Below are 17,238 nucleotides of genomic sequence, written 5' to 3'. Positions count from 1 at the left end.
GCATCCTGCCCCCATATATGGGGGGAAAGCCAATCGCCTGCCCGCGCGAGTCGCGGAAAAAGCCCTGGGAGAGGCCCACCAGGGCCACGCTGGGGCAGGAGCATCACGCGCTGTCGTCAGCCGTTCGACGCTGGGAATCCGTTTCCGCGCTCCGGCGCGGCGGCCCGGGCGGCGTCCCGCACGGCGTCGGCGACCGCGCCGGCCACCTTGTCGTTGAAGACGCTCGGCACGATGTAGTTCGGGTTCAGCTCGTCGTCGGCGACGACCGAGGCCAGCGCACGTGCGGCGGCCAGCATCATCTCGGTGTTCACGGTGCGGGACTGCGCGTCCAGCAGGCCGCGGAAGACGCCCGGGAAGACCAGCACGTTGTTGATCTGGTTGGGGAAGTCGCTGCGGCCGGTGGCCACCACGGCGGCCGTCTCACGGGCCTCGGCCGGGTCCACCTCGGGGTCGGGATTGGCAAGTGCGAAGACAATGGCGCCCTCGGCCATCCGGGCGATGTCGGCGCCCTGGAGCACGTTCGGGGCGGACACCCCGATGAACACGTCGGCGCCGACCACCGCCTCCTTGAGGGTGCCGGTGGCGCCCTCCGGGTTGGTGTTCTCCGCGATCCAGCGCAGCGGGGTCTCCGGACCGACGTCCTTCAGGTCGTCCCGCTCGGCGTGCACCACGCCGTGGATGTCGGCGACGACCGCGTGCTTCACCCCGGCGGCCAGCAGCAGCTTCAGGATGGCGGTGCCGGCCGCGCCCGCGCCCGACATGACCACCCGCAGGTCGCCGATCTCCTTGCCGACGCAGCGCAGCGCGTTGGTCAGCGCCGCGAGCACCACGATCGCGGTGCCGTGCTGGTCGTCGTGGAAGACCGGGATGTCCAGCGCCTCGCGCAGCCGCGCCTCGATCTCGAAGCAGCGCGGCGCGGAGATGTCCTCCAGGTTGATGCCCGCGAAGCCCGGCGCGATGGCCTTGACGATCGCCACGATCTCGTCGGTGTCCTGGGTGTCCAGGCACAGCGGCCAGGCGTCGATCCCGGCGAACCGCTTGAACAGCGCCGCCTTGCCCTCCATGACCGGCAACGCGGCCTTGGGCCCGATGTTGCCCAGGCCCAGCACCGCGGAGCCGTCGGTGACCACCGCGACCGAGTTGCGCTTGATGGTCAGCCGGCGGGCGTCCTCGGGGTTCTCCGCGATCGCCATGCACACCCGGGCCACCCCCGGCGTGTAGACCATCGACAGGTCGTCGCGGTTGCGGATGGGGTGCTTGGACTGCATCTCGATCTTGCCGCCGAGGTGCATCAGGAAGGTGCGGTCGGAGACCTTGCCGATCGCCACGCCCTCGATGGAGCGCAGCTTGCTGACGATGTCGGCGGCGTGGTCGGTGGAGCTGGCCGCGATGGTGACGTCGATCCGCAGCTTCTCGTGGCCCGAGGCCGTCACGTCCAGGCCGGTGACCGACCCGCCCGACGTCTCGACCGCCGTCGTCAGCCGCCCGACCGCGCCCCCGCTGGCGGGGACCTCCAGCCGCACCGTGATCGAGTACGAGACGCTCGGCGCCGTTGCCATGACGACCTTCTTCCGGTTACTGCCTGAGGGATTGCACATGCGATCGTTCCACCTACCGCCGGGTAGACGTAAACCCGCCGAAGGCAGGGGAATCGTACGTCCGCGGTACGGGAGCGCCGCGGGCGCGGGGTGCACAGCGGCGGAAGAACGCGTGGCGGACGAGTGACGAACCACCAATTCCGGCCCGCGGGAAGAGGTTCGCCGCAGGGTTTGTTAGCCTGGGTACGGCACCGGCTCGATCCAAGCCCCCGGGCCCAACCTTAGGCGCTTCGAGCGCCCACTTGCCGCGAGGCGAGCATGGCGGGTCGGTGTCGCAGACGTCCCTCGGGCGCCCCCTTCTCCGTGAAGGGGGCGCCCGAGGCGTTTGCGGGGCCGGTCGGCGGGGCCCCGGACATGCGTTCCTAGTCCGCCCGGAGCAGGTCCGGCACGCCCGCCTCGTCCGGCAGGTCCGCGGGCACCGCCAGTACCGTCAGCCGCTGCGTGGCCCGGGTCAGCGCCACGTACAGCGTGCGCAGCCCCGCGGGCGACTCCTCGGCGATCTCCGCGGGCGCGACGACCACCGTGGCGTCGTACTCCAGCCCCTTGGCCTCCAGGCTGCCCAGCGCCACCACGCGGTCGCCCAGGCCCTCCAGCCAGCCGCGGGCCTGCGCGCGGCGGTCCATCGCCACCACGACACCGACGGTGCCGTCCACCTCGGCCAGCAGCCGCCGCGCGGCCGCCCGCACATCGGCGCCCAGGTCGTCGCCGGCCACCTCGTAGCGCGGCGCGATCCCGGTGGTGCGCACCGCGCGCGGCGAGGGGCTGCCGGGCATCGCCAGCGCCAGCACGGTCGCGGCGACCTCGGCGATCTCCGCGGGGTTGCGGTAGTTGACGGTGAGGGTGAAGCGGCGGCGCGGGCGGCTGCCGAGCGCCTCGTCGCGGGCCCGGGCCGCCTCGTCGACGTCCGTCCAGGAACTCTGCGCCGGGTCGCCGACGATCGTCCAGGTCGCGGTGCGGCCGCGCCGCCCGACCATCCGCCACTGCATCGGCGTCAGGTCCTGCGCCTCGTCCACGATCACGTGCGCGTACTCGGTGCGCTCCCGCGCCAGCCGCTCCGCCCGCTCCCTGCGGGTCTCCGCGGCCGCCTGCGGCATCAGCTCCTCCAGGCCGGTGAGCTGGTCCAGCGGGTCGGCCTCGCGGCGCTTCTCCCGGGGCGGCGGCCCCAGCAGCGTGCCCAGCTCGTCCAGCAGCGCCACGTCGTGCACCGACGTGCCCTCCCGGCGCAGCGACCGCGCCACCCGGCGCACCTCCGGCGGGCTGAGCACCCGGCGCGCCCAGCGCGACAGCCGCTTGTCGTCGGCGAGCGCGGCCAGCACCCGGACCGGCTCCAGCACCGGCCACCAGGCATCCAGGAAGTCGGTGAAGTCCGGCTCGGTGCTGATGTCCTCGTCGAAGCCCGCGCGCTCCTGCGCGGCCAGGTCCGGGTCGTCGAAGCGGCGGCCGGTCTTGCGCCACAGCGCGTCCAGCAGCAGCCGCCTGGCGCGCGGGCGCAGCAGGTTGACCGGGGTGGTGCCGCCCAGCGCCTGCTGGCGCACCGCCTTCAGCTCCTCGGTCCCCAGCTCGACCCGGCGGCCGAAGGCGACCACCCGCAGCCGGACCGGCCCGGTGCCCGCACCCGCTCCGGTACCTGATCCCGTGCCGCTGCCCGTGCCCGTGCCCGCGGGCAGCTCCAGGCAGCCGCGGGCGGCGTTGCGCAGCACCTTCTGCATCCGCAGCGAGCCCTTGATCCGGGCCACCGCCGGGTCGTCGTACAGGTCGGCCGTGACGCCGTCGACCAGCGAGCCGACCGCGCGGATCGCGACCTGGCCCTCCTCGCCGAGCGACGGCAGGACGCCCTCGGTGTAGGCGACCAGCAGCGGGGTGGGGCTCACGCACAGGATGCCGCCGGAGTAGCGGCGCCGGTCCTGGTAGAGCAGGTACGCCGCCCGGTGCAGGGCCACCGCGGTCTTGCCGGTGCCGGGACCGCCGGACACCTCGGTCACCGACGCGGCGGGGGCGCGGATCACCACGTCCTGCTCGGCCTGGATGCTGGAGACGATGTCCCGCATGCTGTGCGTCCGCGCCTGGCCGAGCGCGGCCATCAGGGCGCCGTCGCCGACCACCGGCAGGCCCGTGGCCAGCTCCGGGCGCAGCAGGTCGTCCTCGACGCCCAGCACCCGGCGGCCCTTGGAGCGGATCACCCGGCGGCGCACCACGCGTCCGGGCGCGACGGGCGTGGAGCGGTAGAAGGGCGCGGCGGCCGGCGCGCGCCAGTCGATCACCAGCGGCGCGTACTCCGCGTCGAGCACGCCGATCCGGCCGATGTGCAGGGTCTCGGCGACGTCCGCGGTGCCGTCGGCGCGGACCGCGTCCTCGGCGGGTTCGACGGAGGTGTAGGCGCCGTCGGCGCCCTTCACGCCGTCCTTGCCGCGCAGCAGGTCGATCCGGCCGAAGAGGAAGTCCTCGAACTCGTTGTTCAGGCGGTTGAGGTGGATGCCGGCGCGGAAGACCTGCGCGTCGCGCTCGGCGAGCGCCCCGGGCGTGCCGACCTGCCCGCGCTTGGCGGCGTCGTCCATCAGGAACTCGGCCTCGTGGATCTTCTCCGCCAGGCGGCGGTACACCCGGTCCAGGTGCGCCTGCTCCGCGGCGATCTCCTGGTCCCGGACCCCCGGTGCTGTGGTCTGCGCTGCCACGCAGGACCCCCTTCTGGTGTGCGGCGCCCCGCGCGAGTCCGTGCGTGGGGCAGCCTGCAACCGTACTTGACCTGCGCCCGGCTGCCCACCCGGCCACGCAGGCCGCGCGGTTGCCCGACCGCGAAGGGGCGCGGGGGCGGCGGGCCGAAGGGAGCACAAGGGGCGAAGGGGACCTTGAGGAGGGCGCGCCGGGGTACGCCGGAGCGGCCCGGTGCCGGTTCGGGCGGGCGCTTCGGGGGCGGGCGCTTCGGGGGGTCTATGGATGCGAGGTCAGCCGCAGCTGGTGTCGGACCCGTCGGCGGGGGGTTCCTCACGGGGGTCGAGCGCCAGCCGGTACCCGCGCTTGACGACCGTCTGCACCAGCCGCGGCTCCCCCAGCGCCGTACGCAGCCGGGCCATCGCCGTCTCCACCGCGTGCTCGTCGCGCCCGGCGCCCGGCAGCACCCGCAGCAGGTCGCCGCGGCCGACCACCCACCCCGGGCGGCGCGCCAGCGCCCGCAGCAGCGCCATGCCCGCAGGCGGCACCGGCCGCAGCCGCCCGTCGACGACGGCCGCGTGGCCGCGGACCTCCACGCGGTGCCCGGCCACCGGAAGCGCGTCCACCCGGGCCGGCAGCTCGCGCGCGACCAGCTGCACCAGCGGGCCCAGCCGGAAGCGCTCGGGCTGCCGGGTCGGCACGTCCCGCTCCTGGAGCTGGAGCGCGGTCACCGGGCCCACGCACGCCGCCAGCACCGGGCCGCGCAGCGCCGCCAGCAGCTCCGGCAGCTGCCCGCGCTGCTCCGCCCGGTCCAGCAGCGACGCCACCGCGGGCGCGGAGGTGAACGTCACCGCGTCGAGGCCGCCCGCGAACACCGCGTCCAGCAGCCGGTCCACCGGCCCCAGGTCCTCCGGCGGCATCCACCGGTAGACCGGCACCGCCACCACCCGCGCCCCGGCCAGCCGCAGCGCCTCGGCGAACCCGGCGGCCGGCTCGCCGTGCAGCTGGACCGCCACGCACCGCCCCTCGACGCCGTCGGCCAGCAGCCGTTCCAGCACCTCGGCCATCGACTCCGACGCCGGCGACCACGCCTCGGTGAGCCCGGCCGCACGGACCGCGCCGCGCACCTTCGGGCCGCGGGCCAGCAGCCGGGTCTCGCCCAGGCGCCGCAGCAGCGCCTCGCCCAGGCCCCAGCCGTCGGCCGCCTCGATCCAGCCGCGGAAGCCGATCGCGGTGGTGGCGACCACCACGTCCGGCGCGTCGTCCAGCAGCCGCTTGGTGGTCGCCAGCAGCTCCGTGTCGTCCGACAGGGGCATGATCCGCAGGCTGGGGGCCCGCAGCACCACCGCGCCGCGCCGCTCCAGCAGCGCGGCCAGCTCGTCGGCCCGGCGGGCGGCGGTCACCCCGACCGTGAACCCGGCGAGCGGCGGCACCCCCGCGGGGGTTTCGGCATGCGCTTCCATGGCTGCTCCACTCGCTGACCTGACCTGTCCGCGCGCCGCGGCCCGCTGCCCCGGCGCGACGCCGCCCCGGGAGGGTCATCCTCCCAACCCGGGGTGACGGGTTCGGTTCACCGGGATTTCCCGGGTGTTACGTGCAGTGTCACCCGACGTGCGTCGGCATCCGCCGGGCGGGCTCCGCTCAGACCTCGGCGTACGCTTGCGTCCCCGCCGGGGCCGCCTGCGCCGCGCCGTCCTCGCTCCCCCCGCGCGCCGCGGCCGGCCGCCGCAGGTATACGGCCCAGGTGAGCGCGAAGCACACAGCGTAGTAGCCCAGGAACGCCACGAAGGCGGGCGTGCCGCTGCCCGCGTTCAGGAACGCCTCCCGGAAGGCGAGGTTGATGCCGACCCCGCCCAGCGCGCCGACCGCGCCGATCAGCCCCATGGACGCGCCGGACAGCCGACGCCCGTACGCCGCGGCCTCCTCCCCGGTCATCCCGCGGGCCTCGGCCTTCTTCTGGAAGATCCCCGGGATCATCTTGTACGACGACCCGTTGCCGAGTCCGCTGAGCACGAACAGCGCGATGAAGCCGACCAGGAACGTCCCCAGCGACTTCGCCTCCGACGCGGCCACCACCACACCGGTCGCCGCCGCCATCGCCAGGAAGTTCCACCAGGTGATCCGGCCGCCGCCGAACCTGTCCGCCAGCCGCCCGCCGACCGGGCGGACCAGCGAGCCGAGCAGCGGCCCGATGAAGGTCAGGTACGCCGCCTGCAACGGGGTGCGCCCGAACTGGTTCTGGAGCACCAGGCCGAAGGCGAAGCTGTAGCCGATGAACGACCCGAAGGTGCCCACGTACAGCAGCGACATGATCCAGGTGTGCGGGTCGCGGGCGGCGTCCAGCGCGGCCCCGGTGTCATTGCGTACCGGGGCGAGGTTGTCCATGAACAGCGCGGCCAGCACCGCCGCGACCACGATCAGCGGGATGTAGACCGCCAGCACCACCCGCGGGTGCCCCGCCCCGGCGGTGCCGATCACCAGTAGCCCGACGAGCTGGATCGCCGCCACCCCGAGGTTGCCGCCGCCCGCGTTCAGCCCGAGCGCGTAGCCCTTCTCCCGCAGCGGGTAGAAGGAATTGATGTTCGTCATCGACGAGGCGAAGTTCCCCCCGCCGACGCCGGTCAGCGCCGCCACCACCATCAGCGTCGAATACGACACCCCGGGCTTGACCACGAACGCCGCGGCCACCGTCGGCACCAGCAGCAGCGACGCGCTCACCACCGTCCAGTTGCGGCCGCCGAACACCGCCACCGCGAACGTGTACGGCACCCGCAGCACCCCGCCGACCAGCGTCGGCAGCGCCACCAGGAAGAACTTGCCGCCCGGGTCCACCCCGTAGGCAGGCCCCATGAACAGCACCATCACCGACCACAGGCTCCACACCGAGAACCCGATGTGCTCCGACAGGACGGAGTACGCCAGGTTCCGCCGGGCCACCTGCCGCCCGCCGCCCTCCTGCCAGAACCTCTCGTCCTCCGGGTCCCACTGCTCGATCCACCGGCCCATCACGCCGCCTCCCGCCGTAGCCGCCTGCCGCACTGACAAGGCGACGCTACGAACCCCGGGTTTCGGGTGCCCCGACCCCGGCGTGACGCGCGCGCAACCACCCACTCACCCGCGCCCCGGGCCGGATGTGAGCCGAGCAAGGAGACACGGCCCGGCGGCAGGCGATAGCAAACGACGACAGGCGAGGCGCGCCCGCGCTGTTCGCGGGCACACCTCGCCTGTCGTGTTCAGTGGAGATGGTGGAGATGGCGGGAATCGAACCCGCGTCCTGTGGTGCGGAACCAGGGCTTCTCCGAGCGCAGTCCGCTGTGCTTTTCTCGGCCCCGGCAGTCACGCGGACAAGCCGCCGACGGGCCCAGCCACTGTGAGGTTTCCCGCCGTGCCCCGTGGCCGGGCTCGGCGGTTGAGTCCCCTGAATGATGCCAGGGTCCGGGTCGGGAACATCCCCGGGCTGACACTCCGCGGAGTCTTCGCTAGCTGCTAATTAGGCAGCGAGAGCGAAGGCGGAGGAATCGCGCTTGGAATTGGCGATTATTGGTTTCGGCATATGGTTAACGAGATCATTGCCGCTTCCTCGGCTCGCTTCCCCTGCTTCGACATCCCCAGTCGAAACCGATCATCCCCATGTGGTGTTGTCAAGGTGCACCGCCGGTTTCCCGGCGGTCGGTACTGCTGGCCCTGCGTGCACCAGTGTAGTGCCACAACCGGCCAGGGAGCCACCGTATTCCCGCGCGCCGCGGCTCAGCCGCGCTGGCGGCGGCGCGCCGCGGAGATCGCGCGGTCGGTCTCGCGCCGGTCCTGCTTCTCCCGCAGCGTCTGCCGCTTGTCGTACTCCTTCTTGCCCTTGGCGAGGGCGATCTCGACCTTCACCCGGCCGTCCTTGAAGTACAGCGCCAGCGGGATCACGGTGTGCCCGGTCTCCTGGGACTTCTGGTCGAGCTTGTCGATCTCCGCGCGGTGCAGCAGCATCTTCCGCTTGCGGCGCGCGGCGTGGTTCGTCCAGGTGCCCTGCGTGTACTCGGGGATGTGCACGTTGTAGAGGTACGCCTCGCCGCCCTCCAGCTGCGCGAAGCCGTCCACCAGCGACGCGCGGCCCAGCCGCAGCGACTTCACCTCGGTGCCGGTGAGCACCAGCCCCGCCTCGTACGTGTCGAGGATGAGGTAGTCGTGCCGCGCCTTCTTGTTCTGCGCGATGATCTTGCGACCCGTCTCTTTAGCCATAGCCGGGCCATTCTCCCACTACGAGGGGGCCCCGAGGCCAGCGAATACCTCGCGGCTCGCGGCCACCGGGTCCTGGCCGCCGGCGACCACGACGTCGGGGGTGATGCCGGTGCCCTCGACCGTACGGCCGTCCGGCAACCGGTAGTGGCCCACGGTCAGTTCGGCCACCGAGCCGTCCGCGAGGGTGGTGGGCATCTGGACCGAGCCCTTGCCGAAGGTGCGCGAGCCGATGACGACCGCGCGGCCCCGGTCCTGGAGCGCGCCGGACAGCATCTCGGCCGCGCTCATGGTGCCGCCGTCGACCAGGACGACCAGCGGCACCGAGGTGTCGCCGCCGTCCGCCGCGTAGAGCGCCTGCTGCTGTCCGTGCACGTCGTAGGTGGCGACGAGGCCGCCGTCCAGGAAGGCCGACGCGGTGGCGACCGCCTCGGCGACCAGGCCGCCGGAGTTGCCGCGCAGGTCGAGCAGGACGCCCTCGCCGCGGGCGGCGGCGTCCCGGACCGCGGCGGCGACCTGCGCGCCGACGCCCTTGGTGAAGGCGTCCACCGCGATCACGGTCGGGCCGTCCTGCTGCCGGGTGACGGTGACCGAGTCGGTGGCCAGCGTGGCGCGGTGCACCGCGACCGTCCAGTCACGGGCACCGCGTTCGACGTCGAGCGTGACGCGGCTGCCCGGCACGTTGTCGCCGCGCAGGTCCGCGACGACCTCGGTGACGGGCAGGCCGGTACATCGGGTGCCGCCGATCGCGGCGAGCACGTCGCCGCCGCGCAGCCCGGCCCGGTCGGCGGGGCTGCCCGGCTGGACCCCGGCGATCTGGATGCGGCCGCCGTCGATCCGGCGCACCGAGACGCCGGTGCCGACGTAGCGCCCCGCCAGGGCCTGCTGGAAACCGGCGTACTCCTGGGCGGTGTAGGAAGTGGACCAGCGGTCGCCGCTGCGGCTGACGAGTTTCTGGGCGGCGTCCGGCCCGGTGGTGCCCGGGGCGGCCGCCCGTCCGGTGCGGTCGCCCGCCGCGGGGGTCCTGCCGGTGCCGGCCGGGGCGCCGCCGCCGTCGCGGCCGTCGTCGGCGGCGCCGCCCGGGGTGGCGGACGGGGTGGCGCCGCCCGGGGCCGGGCCCGCGGACGGGCCGGCGGCGGTCGGCGCGGCACCGGCCGGGGCCGCGGCCACCAGCTGCCCGTTCCTGCGGGCGGAGGTGTCGACCCCGGTGAGGCCGCTCGCGGCCGCGCCGGTGGCGAGCATCGCACCGCACATCAACGTCAAGGTGGCCCCGCGGCGCCAGCGGCGGGGCGTCCCGAACAGCGACGGGCCGGACATGGCCGGAAGTCTAGGGCAGAACCCGCGCCGGCAGGGGGAGTTGCGGCTACACCCGGCCGCGGCGCACCGCAACCTCCGGGATGCGCGCATCGGCCGGACGCGGGCCGTACGAAGGCCGTAAGCGGGCCGGCGCCCCGGGAGCACCGGCCCGCGTACGGACCAGGTCCCGGGGCGCCGCCCCGCCTCGTTCAACACCGACCGGCCAGGAGCCTCGGCGGGCTGTCAGACCCTCAGGTAGCGGCGCAGGGCGATGAACGCCGCGAGCGCCGGCATGGCCACGCCGATCACCAGCACCAGCGGGAGCACCTGCACCACCGGGCCCCAGCCGATGAACGACACCAGCGGGATCTTGTCCTGGAGTCTGAGGCCCGCGTCGATCAGGAAGTACCGCCCGCCGAGCAGCATCACGCACGCCAGTCCCGCGCCGACCAGCCCCGCGAAGGCGGCCTCCATGATGAACGGCATCTGGATGTAGAAGCTCGACGCGCCCACCAGCCGCATGATCCCCGTCTCCCGGCGCCGGGAGAAGGCGGACACCCGCACGGTGTTGATGATCAGCAGCATGGCCACGGTGAGCATGAACGCCAGCACCACGTACGCGACCCGGGTCATGCCGTTGAGCAGGTCGAAGAGGTTCTGCAGCACCTTGCGCTGGTCCTCCACGGACTGCACGCCCTTGCGCCCGTTGAAGGCGCTCGCCACCACCTCGAACTTCGTCGGGTCCTTCAGCTTGACCTGGTAGCTCTGCTCCATCTGGTCCGGCGTGATGGAGTCGGCGAGCTGCTTGTTGGACTTGAACTGCTCCTTGTAGTGCTTGTACGCGCCCTCGGCCGACTCGTAATAGATCTTCTTGACGACCGGCAGCTTCTTCAGGTCCGCGAGGATCTGGGCCTTCTGGTCGTCGGTCACCGGGCCCGAGGCGCAGTTGGGCGTGGTGGCCGCGTCGTTCTTGTTGCAGAGGTAGACGCTCACCTCGACCTTGTCGTACCAGTAGCCCTTCATCGCGTCGACCTGCTTGTTCACCAGCAGGGCACCGCCGGTGAGGGCGAGCGAGAGGGCCACGGAGATGACGACGGCAAGAGTCATCGTGAGGTTCCGGCGGAGACCGACGCCGATCTCCGACAGAACGAACTGGACACGCATGAGGGTCGGGGTTCCTTCCGGAGGGTTGGTGTGTGAGCGGGCGGCCGCAGTCAGTGCTGGTAGCCGTACACACCGCGCGACTGGTCGCGGACCAGTCGCCCCTTCTCGAGTTCGATGACGCGCTTGCGCATCTGGTCGACGATGTTCTGGTCGTGGGTGGCCATCACCACGGTGGTGCCGGTCCGGTTGATCCGGTCCAACAGCCGCATGATGCCCACCGACGTCTGCGGGTCGAGGTTTCCGGTCGGCTCGTCCGCGATCAGGAGCATCGGACGGTTGACGAAGGCGCGGGCGATCGCCACGCGCTGCTGCTCACCACCGGACAGCTCGCCGGGCATCCGGTCGTCCTTGCCGGCCAGGCCGACCAGGTCGAGCACCTCGGGCACGGTCTTGCGGATGGTGCCGCGCGGCTTGCCGATGACCTCGAGCGCGAACGCCACGTTCTCGGCGACGGTCTTGTTCGGCAGCAGCCGGAAGTCCTGGAAGACGGTGCCGAGTTGGCGCCGCATCTGCGGGACCTTCCAGTTCGAGAGCCGGTTGAGGTCCTTGCCCAGCACGTGCACCATGCCGGTGTCGGTGCGCTCCTCGCGGAGGATGAGACGCAGGAAGGTCGACTTCCCGGAGCCGGACGAGCCCACCAGGAAGACGAACTCCCCTTTCTCGATCTCCAGCGACACGTCCCGCAGGGCGGGGCGGTTCTGCTTGGGATAGGTCTTGGTGACGTTGTCGAAACGGATCACGTTGGCACCAGGGGTTGCGGGATCGGGGTTTGGGGTAGGGCCGGATAGGGGATGTGGGGGCGACACTACGCGACCTGGCGACGCGCGCGCAGTCGCGGTGAGTGGTTGGTGGCCCGGGCCACAGGGCACTCTCGGACAAAGCCGTCATTGGACCCTTCCGCACCGCGCTTCCACCGCCGGCGGACCGGCCTCGGGGCGCTCTTCCCGGCCGAACCTGGCACAGTAGAAGGTGTGCACGTCAGCGACGGAGCGCGGCACCGGCCGCCGGAACCGCGCGGCGGGCACGGAGTAGACGCGTCGAGCCCAGGGAACGATTTCCAGACCGGGGGCGTTCACCGGACGGAAAAGGAGAGCGCGATGACGTTCGACCGACTGGTGTGTGCCAACTGCGCCGGCCCCGTGAGCGAGGGGCGCTGCCCGGTCTGCCGCGCGAACCGCGCGCGCATGGAGCAGCAGGGCGGTTGGTCGACGATATCCCCCGCCACACTGATAGCCGTCCTGGTGGCGCTGCTGGCGGTGGTCCTCGTCGTGGAGCACGCCACCGCGTAGTACGTACGAAGCCCGGAGACGACAGGCGGGCCCGGAGCGCTGGTGTGCGCTCCGGGCCCGCCTTTTTCGTGCTTTTTATGCTTTTCGTGCTTTTCGCGCTGCTACAGCGGTCAGGCCGCCGCGGCGCCGTCGCCGCCGCCGCGGTTGACCAGGCGCGGGGTGAGGCGGAAGCCGATCCCGCCCGCGATCAGGGTCGCGGCGCCGATGATCATGAAGGTGGTGCCGCTGGAGCCGGTCTCGGCCAGCTGCGAGGTGGTCTTGCCCTGCTGGACCTGCTGGTTGTCGGTGCTGGCGTTGTTGCCGCAGTCGACGCTGTCACCGGACAGGGTGCAGGTGTTGTCGTTGCCGCCCGAGGTGGACGAGCCGCCGGAGGTGGAGGAGCCGCCACCGGTGGACGAGGAGCCGCCCGTGCTGGACGAACCGCCGGAGGTGGAGGAGCCGCCGCCGGTGGACGAGGAACCGCCCGAGCCGCTGTCGCCGCCGGTGGTCGTGGTGTCGCCACCCGAGGCGCCGTTGCCACCGCCGGTGCCGTTGTCGCCACCGGTCGTGGTCGTGTCACCGCCGGTGCCGTTGTCGCCACCGGTCGTCGTGGTGTCGCCACCGGTGCCGTTGTCGCCACCGGTCGTCGTGGTGTCGCCACCGGTGCTGTCGTCGCCACCGGTCGTCGTGCTGTCACCGCCGGTGCTGTCGTCGCCGCCGATGGAGGCGAGGCCACCGATCGTGGTCGTGTCACCACCGGTGCTGCTGTCGCCGCCGCCCGTGGTGCTGTCACCACCGGTGCTGCTGTCGCCACCGGTCGTGGTCGTGTCGCCGCCGGTGCCGTTGTCGCCACCGCCCGTGGTGCTGTCACCGCCGGAGGCGCCCTCGGTCACCCCGCTGGTGATGCCCCCGATGAGATCCAGCGCCGACGCCGGCTTCACGGACGAGGTGCTGCTCGGCTGGGACGCCGCCTGAGCAGCACCCACCGCCGTCAGCGAGGCGCCCGCCGCGATGACAGCGGCCGCGGCGATGCGAGTGACGCGCAGCCGTGTGTTGCGCTTGGTCATGTCTCAAGTACCCCCATCAGATGTCTGCTTAGGGATGCGCCGCCATGCGGAGTGCGGTGCCACTGGGGCCCGGATGCGCCCGCCCCCAAACGCTCACACCACATAAACATGCGCATGCCGCGCAACACCCTTGCGACTTTGCCCAGCACCGTCAAGGTCGTTACGCACGCCTTGGGCGAATTGCCCGGCTGTGACCGTCACTTCTGTACAGCACTGTGACAACGGCGCCGCAACTGCCGCCGTGCACCGGGCGGTTGCGCGGCGGCGCCGGCCGTCCTACGCGTCGGCCTTCTCGCGGGACTTGCGCCAGCGGATGCCCGCCTCGATGAAGCCGTCGATGTCCCCGTCGAGCACGCCCTGCGGGTTGCCGACCTCGTGCTCGGTGCGCAGGTCCTTCACCATCTGGTAGGGGTGCAGGACGTACGAACGCATCTGGTTGCCCCAGGAGTTGCCGCCGTCGCTCTTGCCGAGCGAGTCCATCAGGGCCTGCTCCTCCTGGCGGCGCCGTTCCAGCAGCTTTGCCTGGAGGACGTTCATCGCGCTGGCCTTGTTCTGGATCTGCGAGCGCTCGTTCTGGCAGGAGACCACGATGCCGGTCGGCAGGTGGGTGATGCGGACCGCGGAGTCGGTGGTGTTGACGCCCTGGCCGCCGGGCCCGGACGCGCGGTAGACGTCGACGCGCAGCTCGGACTCGTCGATCTCCACGTGGTCGGACTGCTCGACGACGGGCAGCACCTCGACACCGGCGAACGACGTCTGGCGGCGGCCCTGGTTGTCGAACGGCGAGATCCGCACCATGCGGTGGGTGCCCTGCTCGACGGACAGGGTGCCGTAGGCGTACGGCGCCTTGACGGTGAAGGTGGTCGACTTGATGCCGGCCTCCTCCGCGTACGACGTCTCGTAGATCTCGGTCGGGTAGCCGTGCCGCTCGGCCCAGCGCAGGTACATCCGCTGGAGCTGCTCGGCGAAGTCCGCGGCGTCCACCCCGCCGGCCTCGGCGCGGATGTTGACCAGCGCCTCGCGGGCGTCGTACTCGCCGGAGAGCAGGGTGCGGACCTCCATCTCGTCCAGCGCCTTGCGGACCTGCTCCATCTCGGACTCGGCCTCGGCGCGGGTGTCGGCGTCGTCCTCGGCCTCGGCCAGCTCGAAGAGCACCGCGAGGTCGTCGATCCGGCCGCGGAGCGTCTCGGTCTTGCGCAGCTCGGCCTGGAGGTGCGACAGGCGGCTGGTCACCTTCTGCGCGTTCTCCGGGTCGTCCCACAGGGACGGGGCCGCGGCCTGCTCCTCGAGCGCGGCGATGTCGCCCCGCATCCGGTCGAGGTCGAGCACGGCCTCGATCGACCCCATGGTGGAGGAGAGGGACTTCAGTTCTTCGGAAACGTCGACGATCGCCACGGGGTCAAGCCTACCGGCTGGTCGGGTGATGGGCGGTTTTCGGTCGTACCGCGGCTTCGGAGCGGCTCGCACGGCCGACCGGGCGGCCACGGCGGCAGGCGGGGCGGCAGGCGGGGCAGGTGGTGGGGCGGCCGCCGCCGCGCCGGCCTCGTCGGGCGGCGCTCACGCGGCGGCCGTCGCACGGGTCAGGCGGCCCTTGGCCGTCAGCAGGTAGACCTCCAGCGTGTGGGCGGAGGCGCCGGCGCCGACCGGGCCGATCGCACCCTCGGGCCGGGCCAGGCCGCCGGCCGCCGCGGTGCCGTCCGCGCTGCGGTTGCCGGCGGTGTCGGCCGTGGCCGCCGGGTCTGCCGGGTCCGCCGAGTCCGCCGCGTCGGTGACGAGGCCGCCGGAGAAGACGTACAGGTGGTCGCCGTCGGGCAGCGCCTCGACCCGGGAGCTGCCCTCGACCGAGCCGATCACCACCGCGGTCCGCCAGGCGCCGTCGGAGAACGGCAGCCGCAGCACCGCGTTGTCCGCCTTGCGTACGACGAAGGCGTCCAGGGTGCCGCGGCCGGTGGAGACCAGCGCGGGCGCGTCCTTGATCCGGCCCGGGGTGGGCACCGCGGCCCAGGCGTTCCAGCGGCCGTCGACCAGCGAGGCGGTCACCAGGTCGCCGCCGACCCGGCCCACCAGGTCGATCCGGCCGGGCGCGGAGGAGGCCGCCGCGGGCGCCGCGTCGAAGTGGGTGCGCTCGTCGACCTGGAGCCAGGGCTGCCAGTAGCCGCCGGTCAGGGTGCGGCGGTAGAGCAGGCCGTCGGTGCCCAGCGCGAACAGGTCGACCGACCCGGATTTCGCGGACACCACGGCCGGGTCGGCCTGGACGCTGATCCCGGTGAGCTTGTGCCACGGGCCGTAGCCCGAGCCGTCCCGCACCACGTACCAGATGTTCTTGTCGGTGCCGCGGGCGAAGACGTAGGTGTGGCCGCCCTCGACGAGCACCCGGGGGCCGCCGGTGAGCGGCACCCCGGCGGCGGGCGCGTCATGGAAGGCGGACCACTTCGGCAGGTCGACCGGGGCGCCGGTGCGGCCCTGCGGGGAGTCGGCACCCCCGGTCGGGGCGGCCGTGGCGCTGTGGGCGGCGCTGGTGTCGTGGGCCGGGTCGGTGCCCTGACCAGTACCGGCCGAGGGGGCCTCGTCGTCGCGGGAGGTGCCGCCGGAGCCGGAGTGGCCGTGGTCGGGGGACCCGGCGGAGGCGATGCCCCAGCCGCCCAGCCCGGCGACGGCGAGCGCGGCCGCGGCGGCCGCGGCCAACTTGATCCGCCGCTGGCGCACGGCGTCGGAGACCGAGCGATGGCGGGGGCTGGCGGGGCGGTCGGGGGCGGAGGCGCGGCCCCGGGAGGTGTCCTTGCCGGCGGACTTCCCGGCGGACTTCCCGGCGGACTTCCCGCCGCCGGTGCCTGCCGCCGGGTCCGCGCCGCCGGGTCTCTCGGGCCGCCCGTCCCGGCCGGTGCGCGCGGCCTCTGCGCCGAAGCCCGCCAGTTCCTCGGCGGTGGGCAGCTTGATGCTGGTGTGGGTGTCGCGGCTGGAGTCCGGGGCGGTACCGCGCACCAGCGGCACCGCGCCGCGCCTGCGGTCGCCGGTGCCCGCCGCGGGCCGTGCCGGTTCGCGGTCGGCGCCGAAACCGGCGGGCTCGTCGGCGTCGTCGTACACCCCGCCCGCGGGCTCCGGCTCGCCGCCGGCGCCGGGCGCGGCCACGTCCAGCGCGGGCAGCCCGGCCAGCTCCGGCAGCAGCTCCCGCAGCCGCTCGGCGAGCTCCCCCGCTTTCAGCCGGGACGCGGGGGCCTTGGCCAGACACTGCGCGAGGATCTGCCACAGCTCCGGGACCAGCCCGGGCAGCGGCTGTACGGCCTCGGTGACGTGCCGGCGCAGCACGGCGCCGGGGTGGCCGCCGCCGAACGGCGTGAAGCCGGCGAGGAGTTCGTAGAGCACCGTGGCCAGGGCGTAGATGTCCACGGAGGCGCGCGGCGGCAGGCCCTCGATGATCTCGGGGGCGAGGTAGTCGGGGGTGCCGATGATCCGGGTCGCGCGGGTGCGGCGCGGGGTGTCCACGAGGCGGGCGATGCCGAAGTCGGTGAGCAGCGCGGGCGGGGCGCCGCCGGGGCCGGCCGCCGCGGCCGAGTCGAGCAGTACGTTCTCGGGCTTGACGTCGCGGTGCACCACGCCGCCGGCGTGGGCGGCGGCCAGGCCGTCGGCGACGTCGGCGGCGATCGCCACGGCCGCCTCGGGCAGCATCCGGCGCTCGCGCTCCAGCCGGGAGCGCAGGTCGGTGCCGCGTACCAGGTCCATCACCAGCGCGAGGTCGGTGCCGTCGACCACGAGGTCGCGGATGCCGACGATGTGCGGGTCGTCCAGCGACAGCAGCGCGGTGCGCTCCTGCACGAAGCGGCCCACCAGGTCCTGGTCGGAGGCGAGGTCCTCGCGCAGCAGCTTGATGGCGACCGGGCCTTCGGGACCCTCGCCGAGCCACACGGTGCCCGCCGAACCGCGCCCCAGCACCTGGTGGGCGGTGTACCGGCTGCCGATCTTCCTGGCCAAGAC

The 17,238-nt window shown here is 73.2% G+C and carries 12 protein-coding genes and 1 other RNA gene; 1 reads left to right on the top strand and 12 read right to left on the bottom strand.

The genetic code is table 11. The features are described from left to right. Nucleotides 1–116: 116 nt before the first annotated feature. From WA788_RS15590 to ftsE, 9 genes are all read right to left on the bottom strand, one after another. Complete coding sequence (locus tag WA788_RS15590; protein ID WP_335977698.1) at nt 117–1,559, bottom strand: NAD-dependent malic enzyme; 1,443 nt, start codon at nt 1,557–1,559, stop codon at nt 117–119. 401 nt (nt 1,560–1,960) lie between these two features. Next, complete coding sequence (locus WA788_RS15585) at nt 1,961–4,270, bottom strand: HelD family protein (protein WP_335977696.1); 2,310 nt, start codon at nt 4,268–4,270, stop codon at nt 1,961–1,963. Nucleotides 4,271–4,540: 270 nt separating this feature from the next. Continuing rightward, complete coding sequence (locus WA788_RS15580; protein WP_335977694.1) at nt 4,541–5,710, bottom strand: uroporphyrinogen-III synthase; 1,170 nt, start codon at nt 5,708–5,710, stop codon at nt 4,541–4,543. 178 nt (nt 5,711–5,888) lie between these two features. After that, the gene (locus tag WA788_RS15575; protein ID WP_335977692.1) at nt 5,889–7,253 is read right to left on the bottom strand and encodes a nitrate/nitrite transporter; all 1,365 of its coding nucleotides are present in this window, start codon (nt 7,251–7,253) and stop codon (nt 5,889–5,891) included. 237 nt (nt 7,254–7,490) lie between these two features. Then, nucleotides 7,491–7,877: a transfer-messenger RNA gene (ssrA, locus tag WA788_RS15570) on the bottom strand. A 117-nt stretch (nt 7,878–7,994) separates the two neighbouring features. Beyond that, nucleotides 7,995–8,474, bottom strand: coding sequence for an SsrA-binding protein SmpB (smpB, locus tag WA788_RS15565; RefSeq protein WP_335977688.1), 480 nt, complete (start codon nt 8,472–8,474; stop codon nt 7,995–7,997). An 18-nt stretch (nt 8,475–8,492) separates the two neighbouring features. Continuing rightward, on the bottom strand, nt 8,493–9,788 hold the full coding sequence (locus tag WA788_RS15560; RefSeq protein ID WP_335977685.1) for a S41 family peptidase: 1,296 nt from the start codon (nt 9,786–9,788) through the stop codon (nt 8,493–8,495). Nucleotides 9,789–10,010: 222 nt separating this feature from the next. Further along, a complete protein-coding gene (gene ftsX / locus WA788_RS15555; protein WP_335977682.1) occupies nt 10,011–10,931 on the bottom strand; it encodes a permease-like cell division protein FtsX in 921 nt (306 codons plus the stop codon). A 50-nt stretch (nt 10,932–10,981) separates the two neighbouring features. Then, complete coding sequence (gene ftsE, locus WA788_RS15550; protein ID WP_335977679.1) at nt 10,982–11,671, bottom strand: cell division ATP-binding protein FtsE; 690 nt, start codon at nt 11,669–11,671, stop codon at nt 10,982–10,984. A 357-nt stretch (nt 11,672–12,028) separates the two neighbouring features. On the opposite strand from ftsE, the gene WA788_RS15545 reads away from it, so the two are divergent. Continuing rightward, complete coding sequence (locus WA788_RS15545; RefSeq protein ID WP_335977676.1) at nt 12,029–12,220, top strand: hypothetical protein; 192 nt, start codon at nt 12,029–12,031, stop codon at nt 12,218–12,220. Nucleotides 12,221–12,330: 110 nt separating this feature from the next. Here WA788_RS15545 and WA788_RS15540 read toward each other — a convergent pair whose 3' ends face one another. The 3 genes from WA788_RS15540 to WA788_RS36070 all read right to left on the bottom strand — a co-directional run bounded on the left by WA788_RS15540 (nt 12,331) and on the right by WA788_RS36070 (nt 17,235). Then, complete coding sequence (locus WA788_RS15540) at nt 12,331–13,266, bottom strand: hypothetical protein (protein ID WP_335977673.1); 936 nt, start codon at nt 13,264–13,266, stop codon at nt 12,331–12,333. A gap of 276 nt (nt 13,267–13,542) precedes the next feature. Next, on the bottom strand, nt 13,543–14,661 hold the full coding sequence (gene prfB, locus WA788_RS15535) for a peptide chain release factor 2 (RefSeq protein WP_335977671.1): 1,119 nt from the start codon (nt 14,659–14,661) through the stop codon (nt 13,543–13,545). A 162-nt stretch (nt 14,662–14,823) separates the two neighbouring features. Then, entirely contained in the window at nt 14,824–17,235 is a 2,412-nt protein-coding gene (locus tag WA788_RS36070; RefSeq protein ID WP_443034041.1) for a protein kinase domain-containing protein, read from the bottom strand. Nucleotides 17,236–17,238: the final 3 nt, after the last annotated feature.

The organism is Streptomyces sp. CA2R106, from assembly GCF_037034245.1.
In the GTDB taxonomy this organism is placed as follows: Bacteria; Actinomycetota; Actinomycetes; order Streptomycetales; family Streptomycetaceae; genus Actinacidiphila.
The sequence above is the reverse complement of the archived record's forward strand: the minus strand, read 5'-3'. Positions and strand labels throughout refer to the sequence as shown.

Bases quoted from the DNA above. Each gene is read 5' to 3' on its own strand.
- smpB (WP_335977688.1), bottom strand. From the start codon at position 8,474: ATGGCTAAAGAGACGGGTCGCAAGATCATCGCGCAGAACAAGAAGGCG.
- ftsX (WP_335977682.1), bottom strand. From the start codon at position 10,931: ATGCGTGTCCAGTTCGTTCTGTCGGAGATCGGCGTCGGTCTCCGCCGG.
- WA788_RS15575 (WP_335977692.1), bottom strand. From the start codon at position 7,253: ATGGGCCGGTGGATCGAGCAGTGGGACCCGGAGGACGAGAGGTTCTGG.
- WA788_RS15540 (WP_335977673.1), bottom strand. From the start codon at position 13,266: ATGACCAAGCGCAACACACGGCTGCGCGTCACTCGCATCGCCGCGGCC.
- WA788_RS15560 (WP_335977685.1), bottom strand. From the start codon at position 9,788: ATGTCCGGCCCGTCGCTGTTCGGGACGCCCCGCCGCTGGCGCCGCGGG.
- WA788_RS15545 (WP_335977676.1), top strand. From the start codon at position 12,029: ATGACGTTCGACCGACTGGTGTGTGCCAACTGCGCCGGCCCCGTGAGC.
- WA788_RS15580 (WP_335977694.1), bottom strand. From the start codon at position 5,710: ATGGAAGCGCATGCCGAAACCCCCGCGGGGGTGCCGCCGCTCGCCGGG.
- WA788_RS15590 (WP_335977698.1), bottom strand. From the start codon at position 1,559: ATGGCAACGGCGCCGAGCGTCTCGTACTCGATCACGGTGCGGCTGGAG.